This window comes from Pseudomonas sp. TH21, assembly GCF_016651025.1.
GTDB classification, from domain to species: domain Bacteria; phylum Pseudomonadota; class Gammaproteobacteria; order Pseudomonadales; family Pseudomonadaceae; genus Aquipseudomonas; species Aquipseudomonas aylmerensis.
In genome coordinates this window covers 1,088,879-1,104,657 of the sequence record NZ_JAEKEQ010000001.1, presented here as the reverse complement: position 1 = coordinate 1,104,657, position 15,779 = coordinate 1,088,879, and the positions used below count along the sequence as shown (strand labels likewise).

13 protein-coding genes are annotated in these 15,779 nt (G+C 63.1%); 3 read left to right on the top strand and 10 right to left on the bottom strand.

The window, feature by feature from the left end:
- Positions 1–46 precede the first annotated feature (46 nt).
- From JFU04_RS04860 to JFU04_RS04850, 3 genes are all read right to left on the bottom strand, one after another.
- Positions 47–568: a fimbrial protein gene (locus tag JFU04_RS04860; protein WP_120447709.1), complete on the bottom strand. Its 522-nt coding sequence runs from the start codon at positions 566–568 to the stop codon at positions 47–49.
- A gap of 426 nt (positions 569–994) precedes the next feature.
- Positions 995–1,618: a Pr6Pr family membrane protein gene (locus JFU04_RS04855; protein ID WP_106805053.1), complete on the bottom strand. Its 624-nt coding sequence runs from the start codon at positions 1,616–1,618 to the stop codon at positions 995–997.
- 4 nt (positions 1,619–1,622) lie between these two features.
- Complete coding sequence (locus tag JFU04_RS04850; RefSeq protein ID WP_012722427.1) at positions 1,623–1,856, bottom strand: VF530 family protein; 234 nt, start codon at positions 1,854–1,856, stop codon at positions 1,623–1,625.
- A gap of 212 nt (positions 1,857–2,068) precedes the next feature.
- On the opposite strand from JFU04_RS04850, the gene JFU04_RS04845 reads away from it, so the two are divergent.
- The 3 genes from JFU04_RS04845 (at position 2,069) to JFU04_RS04835 (ending at position 7,716) form a co-directional block, all read left to right on the top strand.
- Positions 2,069–4,087, top strand: a complete 2,019-nt coding sequence (locus JFU04_RS04845; RefSeq protein WP_201143598.1) for a TonB-dependent receptor — start codon at positions 2,069–2,071, stop codon at positions 4,085–4,087.
- Between the two features lie 400 nt (positions 4,088–4,487).
- Positions 4,488–6,905, top strand: a complete 2,418-nt coding sequence (locus JFU04_RS04840) for a glucose/quinate/shikimate family membrane-bound PQQ-dependent dehydrogenase (RefSeq protein ID WP_065906886.1) — start codon at positions 4,488–4,490, stop codon at positions 6,903–6,905.
- Between the two features lie 166 nt (positions 6,906–7,071).
- The gene (locus tag JFU04_RS04835) at positions 7,072–7,716 is read left to right on the top strand and encodes a hypothetical protein (protein WP_201143597.1); all 645 of its coding nucleotides are present in this window, start codon (positions 7,072–7,074) and stop codon (positions 7,714–7,716) included.
- On the opposite strand, the gene JFU04_RS04830 is transcribed toward JFU04_RS04835, so the two are convergent.
- The 7 genes from JFU04_RS04830 to JFU04_RS04800 all read right to left on the bottom strand — a co-directional run bounded on the left by JFU04_RS04830 (position 7,713) and on the right by JFU04_RS04800 (position 15,754).
- On the bottom strand, positions 7,713–10,055 hold the full coding sequence (locus tag JFU04_RS04830; RefSeq protein ID WP_201143596.1) for a putative bifunctional diguanylate cyclase/phosphodiesterase: 2,343 nt from the start codon (positions 10,053–10,055) through the stop codon (positions 7,713–7,715). The two genes, JFU04_RS04835 and JFU04_RS04830, sit on opposite strands and share 4 nt — an antisense overlap.
- A 208-nt stretch (positions 10,056–10,263) precedes the next feature.
- Entirely contained in the window at positions 10,264–11,436 is a 1,173-nt protein-coding gene (locus JFU04_RS04825) for an ABC transporter substrate-binding protein (protein ID WP_065906896.1), read from the bottom strand.
- Positions 11,433–12,407, bottom strand: coding sequence for a CobW family GTP-binding protein (locus JFU04_RS04820; RefSeq protein WP_201143595.1), 975 nt, complete (start codon positions 12,405–12,407; stop codon positions 11,433–11,435). The genes JFU04_RS04825 and JFU04_RS04820 overlap by 4 nt, the downstream gene beginning before the upstream one ends.
- A 12-nt stretch (positions 12,408–12,419) precedes the next feature.
- Positions 12,420–12,722 (bottom strand): hypothetical protein, encoded by a 303-nt coding sequence (locus JFU04_RS04815; RefSeq protein WP_106805059.1) that lies wholly within the window; start codon positions 12,720–12,722, stop codon positions 12,420–12,422.
- Positions 12,723–12,735: 13 nt separating this feature from the next.
- Complete coding sequence (locus JFU04_RS04810; protein ID WP_106805060.1) at positions 12,736–13,485, bottom strand: SDR family NAD(P)-dependent oxidoreductase; 750 nt, start codon at positions 13,483–13,485, stop codon at positions 12,736–12,738.
- A gap of 156 nt (positions 13,486–13,641) precedes the next feature.
- On the bottom strand, positions 13,642–14,403 hold the full coding sequence (locus tag JFU04_RS04805) for an SDR family NAD(P)-dependent oxidoreductase (protein WP_201143594.1): 762 nt from the start codon (positions 14,401–14,403) through the stop codon (positions 13,642–13,644).
- Between the two features lie 10 nt (positions 14,404–14,413).
- The gene (locus tag JFU04_RS04800) at positions 14,414–15,754 is read right to left on the bottom strand and encodes an MFS transporter (protein ID WP_065906903.1); all 1,341 of its coding nucleotides are present in this window, start codon (positions 15,752–15,754) and stop codon (positions 14,414–14,416) included.
- Between the last annotated feature and the right edge of the window lie 25 nt (positions 15,755–15,779).

Sequence of the window (15,779 nt, the reverse complement as noted above, 5' to 3'; positions counted from 1 at the left end):
GCCTCCACCCGCCTCCCCCGCCACGCTGGGTGGCGGGGGAAAAAGCTTACTGATAAGCCAAGGTGAAATTGGTCACCGCGCTGAAATCACCCGGCAACACGTCGCCCGTAGCAGCGCCTTGCACATAGGCACCGAACTCCAGCGTGTTATCACCGGTGGCAATGATCTGCGGCGTGGTAGGCACGCCCAATCGAACGGGTTGACTGCCATGGGTCATCATGATGCCGACGTTGCCCGCGCTACCGACGGTGCCCAGCGCACCCGGCACCACGCCGGATGGCGCCCCGGTGAAGGTCGTGGTCACCGTGTTATCGGTGAGGCCGGCCAGGTCGCAACCTTCGAGTTCAATCAGCAAGCGCCGTGGCTCGGACTTCCCACCCGCCTGCAACTGATGCTTGGCAATCGCGCCAAGGGGAATGGTTTGATCGACGGAGTCAGGCTTGATGGAGCAGGCGCCGGAATGCACCGAACCCAAAAAGGTGACCGTTCCATCCGCCGCCTGGGCAACAGACACAGACCCTACCAACAACCCGATGGATAACAGCACAGTGTTTATTTTGGCTTTCATGTCTAGAGGCTCACAGAGTAATAAACGTCATTAAGTCATTCCGACGCCTAAGCGCGCAGAACGCCCTACCTTTTTCCAATTACTTGTATTGCAACTCAACTCGCTTGATGAGCCCGAGTGATTATCCAGTGCAAACTTTAAAAGGAAAGTCGGCCCGTTCATTTAATGACGTAGCCTGGCGACGCCAAGACTTATAAGAAAATTATGGCAATTTGCCAAAACTTTGTATTCATCTGTAAGACGTGGATGACGTGAAGTTTATGAGTGCCGAGTTATCGGTAACTATAACTGTAAGAATCGAACTACATCACCTGGAAAGTCAACGCTTTCATGTGGAAAGATTAACTAATGAGTTGAAGCGATCGAGAAGAGGCGCACAACTGCTCGACGAGACGGTGCTCGCCGGGTAGGTAAGGAATGAATCCATCAGGAGCGGGGCTTGATGCGCTTATCCAGCCCCACCACGGCCAGTGCAACCAGCACAAAGCCCGCCAGAATGCCCCCGGCATTCACGAACACTTGTGGATAACCGAGGGTGCCGACATCGATGAACGGGTACTGATACTGCCCGAGCAAATCCCCGCGCAGCAGCGCATAGCCGAAGTACACCAGCGGGTAGATCACCCACAGGCCGATGTGTTTCAGGCGCAGATGGCCCTTGGGCACATACCGCCACCAGTACACGACGAACAACACCGGCATGACGTCGTGCAGCAGCTCATCGGCGATAAATTGGAAGCCTTCGGGCTGCCACAAATGCCGCAGCAACAGGCTGTAGGCGAGGCCCACCACCACGATGCTCACTGCGATGCCACTGCTGACCGCGGGCGCGAGAAACCACCGCTTCGCCGGCGAGTCGCGCTTGACCCACGCATAGCTCAACACCACCGCCGCCAGGGTGTTGGTCAGCACGGTGAAGAAACTGAAAAAGTTGATCAGCCCGCCCAGCAGACTGGCGCCGGCGTCCCAGCGCGAAGAGAAGATCAGGTATTGCTGAATCGCCAAGCCGACCCATCCGGCCAGCGCCGCTGCTGCCACATACCGCTTCATGAGGTCAGTCCAGCGGGCGTTTGGTGCGCATCAGCTTGACGTACAAGCCTTCGACTTTTTCCCGCGCCCACGGCGTCTTGCGCAGGAAGGTGAGGCTCGACTTGATGCTCGGGTCGCTCTTGAAGCAGCGGATATCAATGCGCTCGGCCAGGCCTTCCCATTCGTAATGTTCCACCAGGGTGGTGAGGACGTGTTGCAGGGTCACGCCGTGGAGTGGGTCGTTGCTTGTCGCGGTCATGCCGGGCCTTTTGCAATAAGAGGAAATACAGCCGCGCACCTTAGCCGACGGGGCGTACCGGTGGAAGCACTGGATTGAATATAGCCCTTGGGAGAAAGTTCCCCTTTTCAGTGAAAAAAGAGATGTTATATTGTAACGATACTTATCAAAAGTAAGCCGTTCGATACCGTCTGCAGCCTTCTCTTTTTTGCCGTTTTGCCAAGGAATGTCCGATGTCCCTCTCCTCCCTGTGGCGCTTGACCCCGCTTGCCGCCGCCCTGTTGATCTGCTCCGAAGCCCACGCCCTGGAACTGCAACCCCAAGTCATCACCGGCAACCCGCTGGGCAGCGAGCAACTCGCCTCGCCGACCACCGTACTGGAAGGCGATGACCTGACCCTGCAGCAAAAAGGCAGCCTCGGCGAAACCCTGAACAAGCAGCCCGGCGTGTCGTCTTCGTACTTCGGGCCGGGCGCCAGCCGGCCGATCATCCGTGGCCAGGACGGTGACCGCATCCGCATCCTGCGCAACGGCGTGGGCGCGCTGGATGCCTCGTCGCTGTCCTACGACCACGCGGTGCCACTGGACCCGGTCAACGTCGACCGCATCGAAATCGTGCGCGGCCCGGCAGCGCTGCTGTACGGCGGCAGCGCCATCGGCGGCGTGGTCAACACCTTCGACAACCGCATTCCCACCGAAGCCATCGAAGGCATCCACGGTGCCGGTGAGTTGCGCTACGGCGGCGCCGACACCACGCGCAGCAGCGCCGGCAAGCTGGAAGCCGGCAACGGCACCTTCGCCTTGCACCTGGATGCGAATGCGCGGGAATTCAACGACCTGAAAATCCCCGGCCAGGCACGCAGTCGCCACGCCCCGGAAACCGATGACGCCCCCGGCAAGAACGGTCGCCTGGGCAACAGCGACGGACGCCAGGACGGCGGCGCGGTGGGCGGTTCCTACACCTGGGATGACGGTTACGCCGGGCTGTCCTACAGCAGCTACGACGCTAACTACGGCTCCCCCGCCGAGCAGGACGTGCGCATCCGCATGAAGCAGGATCACTACGCGTTCGCCTCCGAAGTCCGCAACCTGCAAGGCCCGTTCACCTCGGTGAAAGTCGACGCGGGCTACACCGACTACGAGCACCGTGAAATCGAAGGCGGCGAGACCGGCACGATCTTCAAGAACAAGGGTTATGAGGCGCGGGTTGAAGCCCGTCACCAGCCACTTGGCCCGCTCGACGGGGTGGTCGGTGCACAGGTCACCCGCAACGAGTTCTCCGCCCTGGGTGAAGAAGCGTTCGTGCCGCAGACCGACACCACGGCCGGCGCGCTGTTCATCCTCGAAGAAATGCAGGCCACCGAGCGCTTGAAACTCAGCCTCGGCGGGCGCCTGGAACACACCAGCGTCGACCCGGACGCCAAGGGCAACGAGCGCTTTGCCGGCGCCGACAAAAGCAATGACTTCACCGCCGGCAGCCTGTCGTCGGGTGCGGTGTACACCCTCACGCCGATCTGGTCGGTGGCCGCGACCCTCGGCTATACCGAGCGCGCGCCGACGTTCTACGAGCTGTACGCCAACGGTGCGCATGTCGCCACCGGTACCTATGAGCTGGGCAACGCCAACCTGAAGAAAGAAAAAGCCGTGTCCAGCGACCTGGCCCTGCGTTTCGACAACGGCACCCACAAGGGCAGCTTCGGCGTGTTCTACAGCCACTTCTCCAATTACATCGGCTTGCTGGGCACCGGTCGTACGCTGAACGATGAAGGCGAAGAAGACGCCGGCGGTATCCCTGAGTACGAATATTCCGGCGTACGTGCGCGATTTGCCGGCTTTGAAGCCCAGGACCACTGGAAACTCGGTGAAAGCGCCTACGGCAAGTTCGCCCTGGAGCTGTCGGGCGACTACACCCGCGCCACCAACCTCGACACCGGCGAAGCCTTGCCGCGCATTGCGCCGCTGCGCTTGAACAGCGGCCTGCTGTGGGAACTCGACCGCTGGCAGGCACGTATCGATGTGGAACACGCCGCCGGCCAGGGCCGGGTACCGAATAACGAGAGCGGCACCGACGGCTACACCACGCTGGGCGCGAGCGCAGGCTATCGCTTCAACGTCGGCGGCAGCCAATGGCTGGCGTTTGTGAACGGCGAAAACCTCACCAACCAGACCGTGCGCTACGCCAGCTCGATCCTGCGTGACATCGCGCCGGCACCGGGCAGAAGTGTGCAATTGGGTATCCGCACCACCTTCTAACCCACGCCTGTAGGCGCCGACTCGCCGGCGATGGCAGCCTCACGGGCCCATCGCCGGCAAGCCGGCGCCTACACTTTTTGCAGCGACGTTCTGTCACTGTTACCAAATCGGAAATGATGCATCTTGCGATTTGTGCTTTCGCTTGGTGCACCAGCACTTTATCCTTGCCGCAACAAACTGAAACGTTTCACTCCCGCGGTCGATCCCATTTTGCCGAATTGCCCTCTCCTCGAAGACAGCGCTGTCTTGCACCGACCTGCGCCTGAAGGTCTATCGCCCGCCTGTGGATAACCGCCTGTCCCCAGAAAAACCGAATTAACGCTGAACCAAGCCCGCGCCGAATCGTCATCTACAGTGAAGCACGGGGTTACATAATTCCAACGTAACGGAGAAACACACTATGAGCACTGATGGTGCTTCAAGCCCAAGCCGCCTGCTGCCCAGGCTGCTGGGGATCTTGCTGCTGATCATGGGGCTGGCCTTGCTGGCCGGCGGCGTCAAGCTGAGCATGCTCGGCGGGTCGCTGTACTACCTGCTGGCCGGTATCGGCATCGCCCTGACCGGCGTGTTGCTGCTGGCTACCCGCCGCGCCGCGCTGGGCTTGTACGCACTGGTGTTGTTCGCCAGTACCGTATGGGCCTTGTGGGAAGTCGGCCTGGACTGGTGGCAGTTGGTGCCGCGCCTGGCACTGCTGTTTGCCCTGGGCATCGTCCTGCTGCTCCCGTGGTTTCGCCGTCCGTTGCTGCGTGGCCAGCCTGCCCCGCTGGGCACTGGCGCGCTGAGCGTGGCCGTGGTGCTGGCCGGTGCTGCCGCCCTCGCCAGCCAATTCACCAACCCGGGTGAGATGGTCAAGACCGGCCAACTGGACCGCGACGCGGTACCTGGCATGGCCAGTTCTGCGCCGGCCCAGGCCGATGGCGACTGGAACTCCTACGGCCGTTCGGCCCATGGTGATCGCTACTCGCCGCTGGCGCAGATCACCCCGGAGAACGCGCACAAGCTGGTCCCGGCGTGGACCTTCCGCACCGGCGACATTCCTGGTGCTGGCGATCCGGGTGAAACCACCGCCGAAAACACCCCGCTGAAAGTCAACGGCATGCTCTACGTGTGCACGCCGCACAGCCAGGTGATCGCGCTGGACCCGGACACCGGCAAGGAAATCTGGCGTTTCGACCCGAAGATCAGCACCGAAGGTGCCGAGAACTTCAAGGGCTGGGCGCACATGACCTGCCGTGGCGTGTCGTATCACGATGACGCCGTCTATGCCTCCGAGCAGAGCCCTACCGGCAGCGCCAGCCCGGCCGCCGCGCCGAATGCCTGCCCGAAACGCATCTTCGTACCGACCGCCGACACCCGTCTGATCGCCCTTAACGCCGACACCGGCAAGATGTGCGAAGACTTCGGCGACAAAGGCCAGGTCGACCTGCGTGCCAATATCGGCAGCTTCGCCCCCGGCGGTTACTACTCCACCTCGCCACCGGCCGTGACCAAGAACCTCGTGGTGATCGGCGGTCACGTGACCGACAACGTCTCCACCGACGAGCCTAGCGGCGTGATCCGCGCGTTCGACGTGCACACCGGCAAGCTGGTGTGGAACTGGGACAGCGGCAACCCGGACGACACTACCCCGTTGGCCGAAGGCAAGACCTACACCCGCAACTCGCCGAACATGTGGTCCATGTTCAGCGTGGATGAAAAACTCGGCATGCTCTACCTGCCGATGGGCAACCAGATGCCCGACCAATACGGCGGCGACCGTACCGAAGACTCGGAAAAATACAGCGCCGGCCTGACCGCCCTGGACATCGACAGCGGCCACGTGAAGTGGACCTTCCAGTTCACCCACCACGACCTGTGGGACATGGACGTGGGCGGCCAGCCTTCGCTGATCGACATCAAGACCGAAGCCGGCGTGAAGCAGGCAGTGATGGCGTCGACCAAGCAAGGCAGCATCTACGTGCTCGACCGTGCTACCGGCCAGCCGGTGGTGCCGATCCACGAAGTCGCCGTGCCGCAAGGCGCTGTTGCTGGCGACCACACCTCGCCGACCCAACCGAAGTCCGAGCTGAACTTCATGCCACCGCCCCTCAAGGAGCGTGACATGTGGGGCGTGACGCCGTTCGACCAGCTGCTGTGCCGCATCGATTTCAAATCCATGCGCTACGACGGCCCGTTCACGCCGCCTTCGCTGCAAGGCTCGATCGTTTACCCAGGCAACTTCGGCGTGTTCGACTGGGGTGGCATTTCCGTCGACCCGGTACGCCAGATCGCCTTCGTGAACCCGAGCTACATGGCGTTCAAGTCCAAGCTGATCCCGGCGGCCGATATCGCCAAGCAAGGTCCGCGCGTGAGTGAAACCGAAGGCGTGCAGCCGAATAAAGGCGCGCCGTACGGCGTGATCCTCGAAGCACTGCTGTCGCCTCTGGGCCTGCCGTGCCAGGCACCAGCGTGGGGTTATGTGGCGGCGGTCGACCTGACCAACCACCAAACCATCTGGATGCACAAAAACGGTACCGTGCGTGACAGCTCGCCGGTTCCAATCCCCCTGACCATGGGCGTACCAAGCCTGGGCGGCACCTTCACCACCGCCGGTGGCGTAGCGTTCCTCAGCGGTACCCTCGACCAGTACCTGCGTGCCTATGACGTGAAAAACGGCAAGCAGCTGTGGGAAGGCCGCCTGCCTGCAGGCGCGCAGACCACACCGATGACCTACACCGGCAAGGACGGCAAGCAATACGTGCTGGTCATGGCTGGCGGTCACGGCTCGCTGGGCACCAAGCAGGGTGACTACGTGATGGCGTTCAAACTGCCGGATTAAGCAACATCGGCGGTACACAAAAGGCGGCTACCGGATAGGTAGCCGCTTTTTTTTGCAGACATTTCCCACTTCAAGAAACATCTGCATCTAACCAGTGCATTTTCCTACACCGATTTTGTTCACTCCTCTCCACTCAGTCTGAACACAATTCGGTGAGTAGCACCCAATGCCTTTTTTCGCTCTATTCAATCGCCCCACGCACTCCGCGCAAGCCGCAGCCCAACTGCACAGTCAGAGCCCCAGTGCGCACCCCACGCAACCCGCCAATCACCCGTCGGTCATTGGCACCGGCTCCAGGGGCCAGGTGGAAAAGCATCAGGATCGGGCAATCAAGTCGTTATTCAAACCCGACCCGACAGCCCTCAAGCACGAGATGAACATGTGGAATGCCTATCTCCACGCAACCGGTAAGCCAGGCGAGGCCTACATGGAGAGAGGCCACCTGAATATGCCGTACATAGAGGGCGGACTACCCACGGACCAGGAGGTTAAAGATGCCGTCGATAACTTGTTCAAACTGGGCTTCATGATCGGTGACCCCAAGGCGCAGAACTTCAAGAAAACACACGACGAGGAAGTCGTGCCGGTGGACTTCGGGCAAGTGTTCAAGCCAGACCGTATCAGCGACATTGACCCCAGGGTGATGAGTGACATCGTTCACGATTACGCCAAAGGTGGTTTCAAGACCATTCCAGAAGGACTGAAAGCTGACTATCGCAGTGCGATTACGGACATGGCCAAGTTGCAAGGCAACCATAACCCCCTCAGGCGCATGAATGTCCGAGAACTGAGGCGGGCTGAGTTGATCTAGCCTCCAACCGGAGTGCGCTCGCGGCGCATCCACATCTCGAAGGCCATGGCGTTGAGGGGACGGCTGATCAGGTAGCCCTGGGCCGTGTCGCAATTCCACAGTTTGAGCAGCTTGAGACTGGGCTCGAACTCGACCCCTTCGGCCACCACCTTGAGCCCCAGGTTGTGGCTCATCTCGATGGTGGAACGGACGATCACGCCGTCGCCGCTGGTGCTGTCGAGGTTGCGCACGAAGGACTGGTCGATCTTCAACTCCTGCACCGGTAGCCGTTGCAGCTGGGCCAGCGAGGAATAGCCGGTGCCGAAGTCATCCACCGAGAGGCTGATACCGCAACCACGCAATTGCTCCAGCACGCTCAGAGCCTGCTGCGGGTTGTGCATGATCGCGCTTTCGGTGATCTCGAAAAGCAGCTGCTGGGCCGACACGCCGTAGTGCATCAGCAAGGTGGTGACGCGGATCGCCAAGTCATCATCGGCCAGATCATCCACCGAGATATTCACCGACAATTGAATATGCAGCCCACGCTGCGCCCACTCGCCGATCTGGCGGATGGCTTCTTCGATCACCCATTGCGTGAGGCCGCCCATGCTGCCGGTGCGCTCGGCCAGGGGGATGAATTCGGCGGGCGAGACCAGCCCCAGGCTCGGATGCTGCCAGCGCAGCAGGGCTTCGGCCTGGCGCACATAGCCGTGCTTGAGGTCGAGTTTGGGCTGGTAGCACAGGTACAACTCGCCTTCGACGGCGGCCCGGCGCAGGTCGCGGATCAAGGTGATCTGGCGCTGGTGGGCGAGATCGCGGTCCTGCTGATAGATCTGCAGGTAGCCCGGCAGCGCCGCCGCATCATGGCGAGCGATGGCGGCGCGGCTGATCAGCTCTTCGACCTGCTGGCCGTCGGCAGGGTAGGCAGCGATACCGATGCTGACTTCGTGGCGCAGTTCGTCATTGCCGATGCGCTGGGGTTCGGTGAGCAACGCGTAGAGGCGGTCGGCGCGGGCCACGGCGCGGTCGATCTCGGTATTCTCCAGCAACAGCAGGAACTCGCTGCCGGTGATGCGTGCTGCCGTGTCGCTGGCCAACAGGCTCATGGACAGGCAGCGGCTGGCTTCGCGGAGCATCTCCTCGACGCCCTCGGGACCGAAGCCTTCGTTGATCACCCGGTAGTTCTCGATGCCCAGGTACAACAACACCACCGGCCGCCGCGCGCTGATCGCGCTGCCCAGGCGCTCCATGGCCAAGGCCCGATTGGGCAGGCCGGTGAGCGGATCATGCAGGGCGTTATGCGCCAGTTGCCGTTCGCGCACGGCGATCCCGCTTTGCATGGCGTTGAAGGCGCGCGCCAGCAGGCCGAACTCGTCATGGCCGCGCACCCGCACCGGCGTGCGGTAATCGCCGGCACCGATCCGCCCCGCCGCCTCGACCAACGCATTCAACGGGCGCGACACGCGACGCGCGAGGAACAGCGCGCCGGCCAACGACACCAGCAGCACCGCCAGGGCAATCCCGAGGAACTGCCGGTCCAGCGGCGCGAAGGATTCCAGCGCATGGTCCAGCGGGCTTTGCAGCAGGACCCGCACTTCATTGCCGTCACCGGTATTGGCCAGCGGCAGTACCTGGCTGAGCACGCGCTGGCCGTAGAACAGGTGGATTTGCGGCTCGGGGTCGATAGGCGCTTCGCGCAGCAAGCTGAAAGTAGAGGCCTGATACGCATCGGGCTGGGTGCTGAAGAGCGGACCCGGCTTGCCCTCCTGCACACTGAGGAACGACACCTCCAGGTTGCTCATGGAACGCAGCTCATTGGCGAACAGCTTGTCCATGGGAAAACCCATCACCACCCGTGCGATGGGCAACGGGTCGAGTACTTCCTCCTGCACCAGCAGGTACGGCCGGCCGTCCATGGCCACGATCAACATCTGCAGGCCGCTGCGCCGCGCGAGGCGCAGGGCGTTGTTATAGGGGAACACCTGGCCGCGCGACAGGACGGGCAAGGTGCTGACCATGACCTTGCCATCCAGGCCCAGCACAAACACTTCGCTGGAACGAATACCGGTGCCATGACGCCGCAGGGCGGCGAGGATCGGCACGGTCTGGCCCTCGGCCACGGCTTGTTTGAACGGGCCGTCGACGGTCAGCCAGTCAAGGCCGTATTGCAGGCGACGGCCGCGCAGGTCCAGCAGGCGTTCGAACACCTGGCTGCCGGTCTTGAGTTGGACTTGCGCCTGGTTTTCCACGGCGCGGGACGTGGCGGTCTTGACCGCGAAATAAGTGGCTGCGACGACCACCAGCAGCAAGAGCGCCAACACCCCCGCAATGCGGGTTTGAAAGGTGTGGCGCCAGCTCATTGCAGTGCCCGCTGGCTGCCTTCGCCGCTCTCTGCCACTCGGTCCCTTTGTCATATGCTTTCCTGGCAACTGCTGACTGGCGTCAAAAAAATATCCATTTTGCATGAATATTTGGTTTGAGCAGATTAGCTGGGGAAAAGCATAAGCGCACTCAATAAATACGGGGATTTCACAGTCATTTTATTGGCGACACGCGCTTGACCGGCGCTCAGCCGCGCGCCCGCATAAAGTCCCCCCAACGCCGCACCAGGTAGTTGTGCTCATCCATGACCGAGTTCCACACCGCGATATGCCCCATGCGTTGCTCGTAGGAGCCGCCATCGCGCACCTCGCCGATATCAATCAGCGGCAAGCCGTCGCTGCCCAGCAACTCCTCCCGCGCAGGCTTGCCGGCATACCAGTAATCCCATTCGGCGCTGCTCAGGTGATCACGCGTGCGCGCCGGGTTGCCGATGTAGTAACCCTGGCGCGCCATCACCGCCCCGGGCCAGCCGGACAGCCACCAATTGAGATAGGCATACGCCGCATCCAGCACCGGCCCCTGGGCATGGCGCGACAACGACAAGCCGCCGAACCAGGCGCGATAACCTTCGCGCGGCACCGCCAGGCGGTATTTCACCCCGGCGCGGTGCAGGCGCATCAAGGTCGGCGACCACAGGCTCTGGATATCGATGCTCGGGCTGAGCATCAATTGCGCCGCCTCCTCGTCATCGGACCAGAACGCCGCAAAGTGCCCTTCCTTCTGTTTGCGCACCAGAATGTCGGCCAGCACATCGATCTCTTCGATGCTCATGTTGCCGATGTCCTTGAAGCTGGCCAGCCCCGCGCCCTGCACCGCCAGCGCGGCGTCCAGCGCGCCGATGGCGGCGTCACTCTGCAGCGCCGTGCGTGCGCGCCATGCCGGATCGAGCAACCAGCCCCAGCTTTCATTGCCGTGGCAAAAACCCTCGGGCAAGCGTTCGGGGCGGTAGGCAAAACTGTCGGCGTTGTGGGTCAGCGGCAACATGCTGATGCGCTCGGTGACGGTACTGCCGAGGCTGCCATCGTGCTGCACGAACAGGCGCTCGCTGGGCACGCTGCCGCTGCCCAGGCGGTCGTTCGGCGACAGGCGCCCGCGCTTGGGCAAGTCGTTGATCTCGTGCCACAGCGCCAGGCGTCGCGTGTCGATGGGCTGGATCGCGCGGGCCGGCCACACGAAGTCGACGTTGTGAAACCACTGGTCGTAGAGGTCGTAGCTGTCGGGCTGCATCACCGCGATGCGCTGGGCCTGTTCGACGTCGTGCACCTGGTACACCAGGCGAATGCCCAGCTCCTGTTCGGCGCGCACGCGCAGGCATTCGAGCAGGGTCACCGAGGTGCCGAGAACGCGCAATGTGATCATGCGGCGAACCGTCGCGAGAACACGTCGAAGGAGCGCCGCAGCAGCGCGGGGTCGAGCCCGCGCAGGATAAACACCAGGCGCGACTGGCGGTCGCTGCCCGGCCACGCGGGCAAGTGCACCGGGGCGTGCAGGCAATGCTGCACGCCATGAATGACGATGGGGGCGTTACTGGCGTTCACGTTGAGCAGCCCTTTGACGCGAAGGATTCGTTCGCCGTGGCATCTTAACAGCATCGACAACCACACCCCGAAACCCACCCAGTCCAGCGGCTGGTCGAAGGTCAGGCTGCACACCTGCGCGGCGCCGTGGGTGACGGTGGTGGCTTGATGCAGTTGCCAGCGGCTGACTTCCACGGCGGGCTCGGCGCTGCGCAGGCCTTCGCCGAGCAGCAGTTGATCGCCGCTGAGAATCTCCTGTGTATCGAGGATCGGCGTACCGGCATTCAGCCCCTGCAGGTGCGCACGCAGCGCCGCGCAATCAGGCACCAGGTCGGTCTTGCTCAACAACAGGCGATCCGCCGCCGCGACCTGGGCCAGCCATTCCGGGTGCAGGCGTTCCTGCAGCGCGGCATGACTGGCGTCGACCAGGGTGATCACCAGGCCGATATGAAAACGCCCGCGCAATTGCACGTCGTTGTTCAAGGTCGCGAGGATCGGCGCCGGATCGGCCAGGCCGGTGGTTTCCAGGATCACCCGCTTGAACGCAGGAATCTCACCGCGCTCGCGGCGTTGCAACAGGCCAAGCAGCGCATCTTTAAGTTCGCCGCGGATCGAGCAGCAAATACAGCCGCTGGGCAGCAACACGGTATTGGGCGCCACTTCTTCCACCAGCAGATGGTCGATGCCGACGTCGCCGAATTCGTTGATCAGCAACGCGGTATCGCCGAGGCTTTCGTGCTGCAGCAGGCGCTTGAGCAAGGTGGTCTTGCCACTGCCGAGGAAGCCGGTGATCACATTTAGAGCCATGCTCATTTTCTTCTTACCTCATGACGCCTGCAGGTCCAGGTGATCGAGCAAGTGCGGATCGAGCGGGTCCAGCGGGCGGCCGAGCATAGTTTCAGCGGCCTGCCAGAGTTGATCCAGGCCGCTCGCCAACGCCTGTTTGCCGGTGGCGCCCAGCAGCAGGTAGGACGCGCCCTGGAAGTCTTCGACCTTGAGCCGGAACACCGCCAGCACCTGATTGATGGCGGCGATACGGCGCAGGCGTTCGCGGCGCCTGGGCAGTTCGTCGCCCAGGGGGTCGCTCCAGTGCAGGTCTTCGCCGAGCAGTCCGCAGAGTCCGCACATGCCTACACCCCACTCATGGCATGACATCGCCGGAATTGGGGCCCAGGGTCTGGCCGACGAACAGGTTGCCACCCGGCTCGCTGGCCAGCAGCACGGCGGTGGGCGCGACTTCATCCGCCAGGCCGAAGCGGCCCAGGGGCAGTTCGGCGGCCTTGGCGCGTTTCCAGTCGGCACTGATGCCGCCCACCAGCGGCGTTTCGATAGGGCCCGGCGCGATGGCGTTGACCAGCACATTGTCCTTGGCCACTTCCAGCGCGAGGGACTTGGTAAAGCCGATCACCCCGGCCTTGGCGGCGGCGTAGTGGGTCAGCTCCGCGCCGCCCTTGATACCCAGTTGCGAGGCGACGTTGATGATCCGCCCCCAGCGCTGCGCGAGCATGTGCGGCAGGGCGCGCTGGCTGGCGATGAACACGCTGGTGAGGTCGACACGCAGCATGTCATTCCACATTTCGAGGGAGAGGTCGACGCAGCGCGCCTGGGTGAGCATGCCGGCATTGTTGACCAGGATATCGATGCCGCCGAAATGCTCGACGCAGCGGTCGACACTGGCCTGGGCGCCTTCGACCGTGCCGACATCGGCCAGGCACTCGACCACTTCGGCGCCAAGGTTGCGGCAGGTGATCGCGGTTTCAGCCAGGCTGGCAGCGTTGCGGTCGGACAGCAGCAGGCGTGCGCCTTCGACGGCATAGGCGCGCGCAATGGCGGCCCCGATACCGCTGCCGGCGCCGGTGATGACGGCGCGGCGATGAGTGAGTTGAGGCATGGTGAACTCCTTGAATAATCGAGTTGCGAACGCCGTTAAATATGGCAGCGGCTTGCTCGCGAAAGCGGTGTGTCAGTCGATGCATGCAGAACTGTTGCGCCGCATTCTTGAGCAAGCCCGCTCCCGCACTTGATGTGCATCAGGCTTGAATCCGCATCAGTCCGGCCAGCGCACGGTCAGGCCACCGTCGATGACGATGCTCTGCCCGGTCAAATAACTCGATGCCTCACTGGTCAGGAACTGCACCAGCGACGCCACTTCATCCGCCCGCCCTACCCGGCCCAGCGGAATTGCGCGCGCCGCTTTCGCCAAGCCTTCCGGCCCCAGCGAATTTTTCGCATCCAGCGACTGCGGCGTCTCGATCAACCCGGGAATCACCGCGTTGCAGCGAATGCCCTTGGGCGCCAACTCCACCGCCAGCGACCGGCACAGCCCCGGCACACCGGCCTTGGCTGCCGCGTAGTGACTGTGCTCCTGCCAGCCATACACGCCGCCGGCAATCGACGAAATCGCCACCAGCGCGCCGCCCTCGTGCATATGCCGGGTCGCCGCGCGGAAGGTGCGCATCACCCCCGTCAGGTCGACATTGAGCATCTCGTCCCACAGCGTATCGGTCATCTCCAGCAACGGCGCGCGGCGCAGCAGACCCGCGTTGGCCACTGCGTAATCGAGGCGGCCAAAATGTTGCACGGCCTGCTCGGCCAGGGCGTCCACCGAGGCGCTGTCGCCCACGTCCAGTGGCAGCATCAGGCACTCGCCGCCGGCCGCTTCCACCAGGGCCACAGTGGTGTGCGGGTCATGGGGATCGGCGGGGTAATACCCGCCGACCACCGCCACGCCGTTGCGCGCATAGGCCACGGCGAGGGCTTGGCCGATGCCGCTGGCGGCACCGGTAATCAAGGCAACTTTACGGCTCATCAAACACTCCTTACTGAACGGTTTCCGGACGCACGTGGCGTGCGGCAAACATCAGGGCGCCGGACAAAAAGCACGGCAGTGCACCGAACCACAGCGCGGCGGTCTGCCAGTCGCTGCCGGCGGACAACACCTGGGTCGCGCCAAAACCTGCGACCACCGCGCCGATCGGGCCCATGGCATGGATGATCGCGCCACCGGTGGCGCGGATGCTGGTGGGGAAACTTTCGCTGATGAAGAACAGCGCTGCCGAGTACGGCCCGATCAGGAAGAACAGGCCCAGGCTGTACAGCCCGACGACCATCGCCATGTTGCTCGGGCCAAACAGCATGCCGGCGAACGACAGCCCGCCGAGCATCCAGCCCAGGCCGATCACGTTGCGGCGGCCGATCTTGTCGCCCATCCAACCGTGGCTGAGGTAGCCGCAGTAACCCACCAGGTTCGACAGTACGAGGATGATCAGCGAGTTCTCGAACGAGATGTGGTGCACGCTGACGATCACCGAAGTCCCCAGCACGCTGAACACCTGGATCGCCGCCCAGTTGAGCAGCAGCGCGGCGCCGATCACCAGCGTGGCGCGGCGCGCCGGGCCACGGAAGGCCGCCTTGAGGCCGGCCTTGCTGTGTTCGTCGTAGTCCACGCCGTAGGTCGCGGCGACGTTCTGCGCGTCCTTCACCGCGCCGCTTTTACGCAGCTCGCTGATGCGCTGGTGGATCTGGAACTGCGGGCTCTCCTTGAGCTTGCGCGCCATGATCGCGATCACGATCGCCGGGATCGCGGCGAAGATGAAGCAGCCCTGCCAGCCAATGACCGGCAGCAACAGCGCGGTCAACCCGGCGGCGATCAACGCACCGACCGGCCAGCCGCCCTGCACCAGGCTGTAGATGAAGCCGCGGCGCTTGGTCAGGCGCGGGTCTTCGGAAGCGCCATACAGCTCGCTCAAGTAGGTCGCGTTGACGGTTTCCTCGGCATAGCCCAGGCCGCCCAGCGACCGGATCAGAATCAGCGGCGACTTGCCCCACGCCCCGCCAATCGCGGTGAGTGCCGAGCAGAGCGCCGAACCGGCCACGGTGAAGATGATGCCTTTGCGCCGACCCAACTTATCCACGACCGGGCCAATGGCAAACGCGACCACCGCCGTGCCCACCGCCACCCAGGTCGCGATTTCAGCTTGCTCCACTTCACCCCAGCCAAAGTGCCGGCCGATCTCCGGCAGCAACGTGCCGAACAGGATGAAGTCATACACCGCAAACACCCAGGCGAAAAACGCGATCCAGGTGGCGAAGCGCACTTCCTGGGACGTCAGTTGCCGGGGTTTCCAGCCAGTCAGGTCAAGCTTGTTGTAGATGGACATGGGGCGCGCCTCAAGGATTTGACCG

Bases quoted from the DNA above. Each gene is read 5' to 3' on its own strand.
- JFU04_RS04860 (WP_120447709.1), bottom strand. From the start codon at position 568: ATGAAAGCCAAAATAAACACTGTGCTGTTATCCATCGGGTTGTTGGTA.
- JFU04_RS04855 (WP_106805053.1), bottom strand. From the start codon at position 1,618: ATGAAGCGGTATGTGGCAGCAGCGGCGCTGGCCGGATGGGTCGGCTTG.
- JFU04_RS04850 (WP_012722427.1), bottom strand. From the start codon at position 1,856: ATGACCGCGACAAGCAACGACCCACTCCACGGCGTGACCCTGCAACAC.
- JFU04_RS04845 (WP_201143598.1), top strand. From the start codon at position 2,069: ATGTCCCTCTCCTCCCTGTGGCGCTTGACCCCGCTTGCCGCCGCCCTG.
- JFU04_RS04840 (WP_065906886.1), top strand. From the start codon at position 4,488: ATGAGCACTGATGGTGCTTCAAGCCCAAGCCGCCTGCTGCCCAGGCTG.
- JFU04_RS04835 (WP_201143597.1), top strand. From the start codon at position 7,072: ATGCCTTTTTTCGCTCTATTCAATCGCCCCACGCACTCCGCGCAAGCC.
- JFU04_RS04830 (WP_201143596.1), bottom strand. From the start codon at position 10,055: ATGAGCTGGCGCCACACCTTTCAAACCCGCATTGCGGGGGTGTTGGCG.
- JFU04_RS04825 (WP_065906896.1), bottom strand. From the start codon at position 11,436: ATGATCACATTGCGCGTTCTCGGCACCTCGGTGACCCTGCTCGAATGC.
- JFU04_RS04820 (WP_201143595.1), bottom strand. From the start codon at position 12,407: ATGAGCATGGCTCTAAATGTGATCACCGGCTTCCTCGGCAGTGGCAAG.
- JFU04_RS04815 (WP_106805059.1), bottom strand. From the start codon at position 12,722: ATGTGCGGACTCTGCGGACTGCTCGGCGAAGACCTGCACTGGAGCGAC.
- JFU04_RS04810 (WP_106805060.1), bottom strand. From the start codon at position 13,485: ATGCCTCAACTCACTCATCGCCGCGCCGTCATCACCGGCGCCGGCAGC.
- JFU04_RS04805 (WP_201143594.1), bottom strand. From the start codon at position 14,403: ATGAGCCGTAAAGTTGCCTTGATTACCGGTGCCGCCAGCGGCATCGGC.
- JFU04_RS04800 (WP_065906903.1), bottom strand. From the start codon at position 15,754: ATGTCCATCTACAACAAGCTTGACCTGACTGGCTGGAAACCCCGGCAA.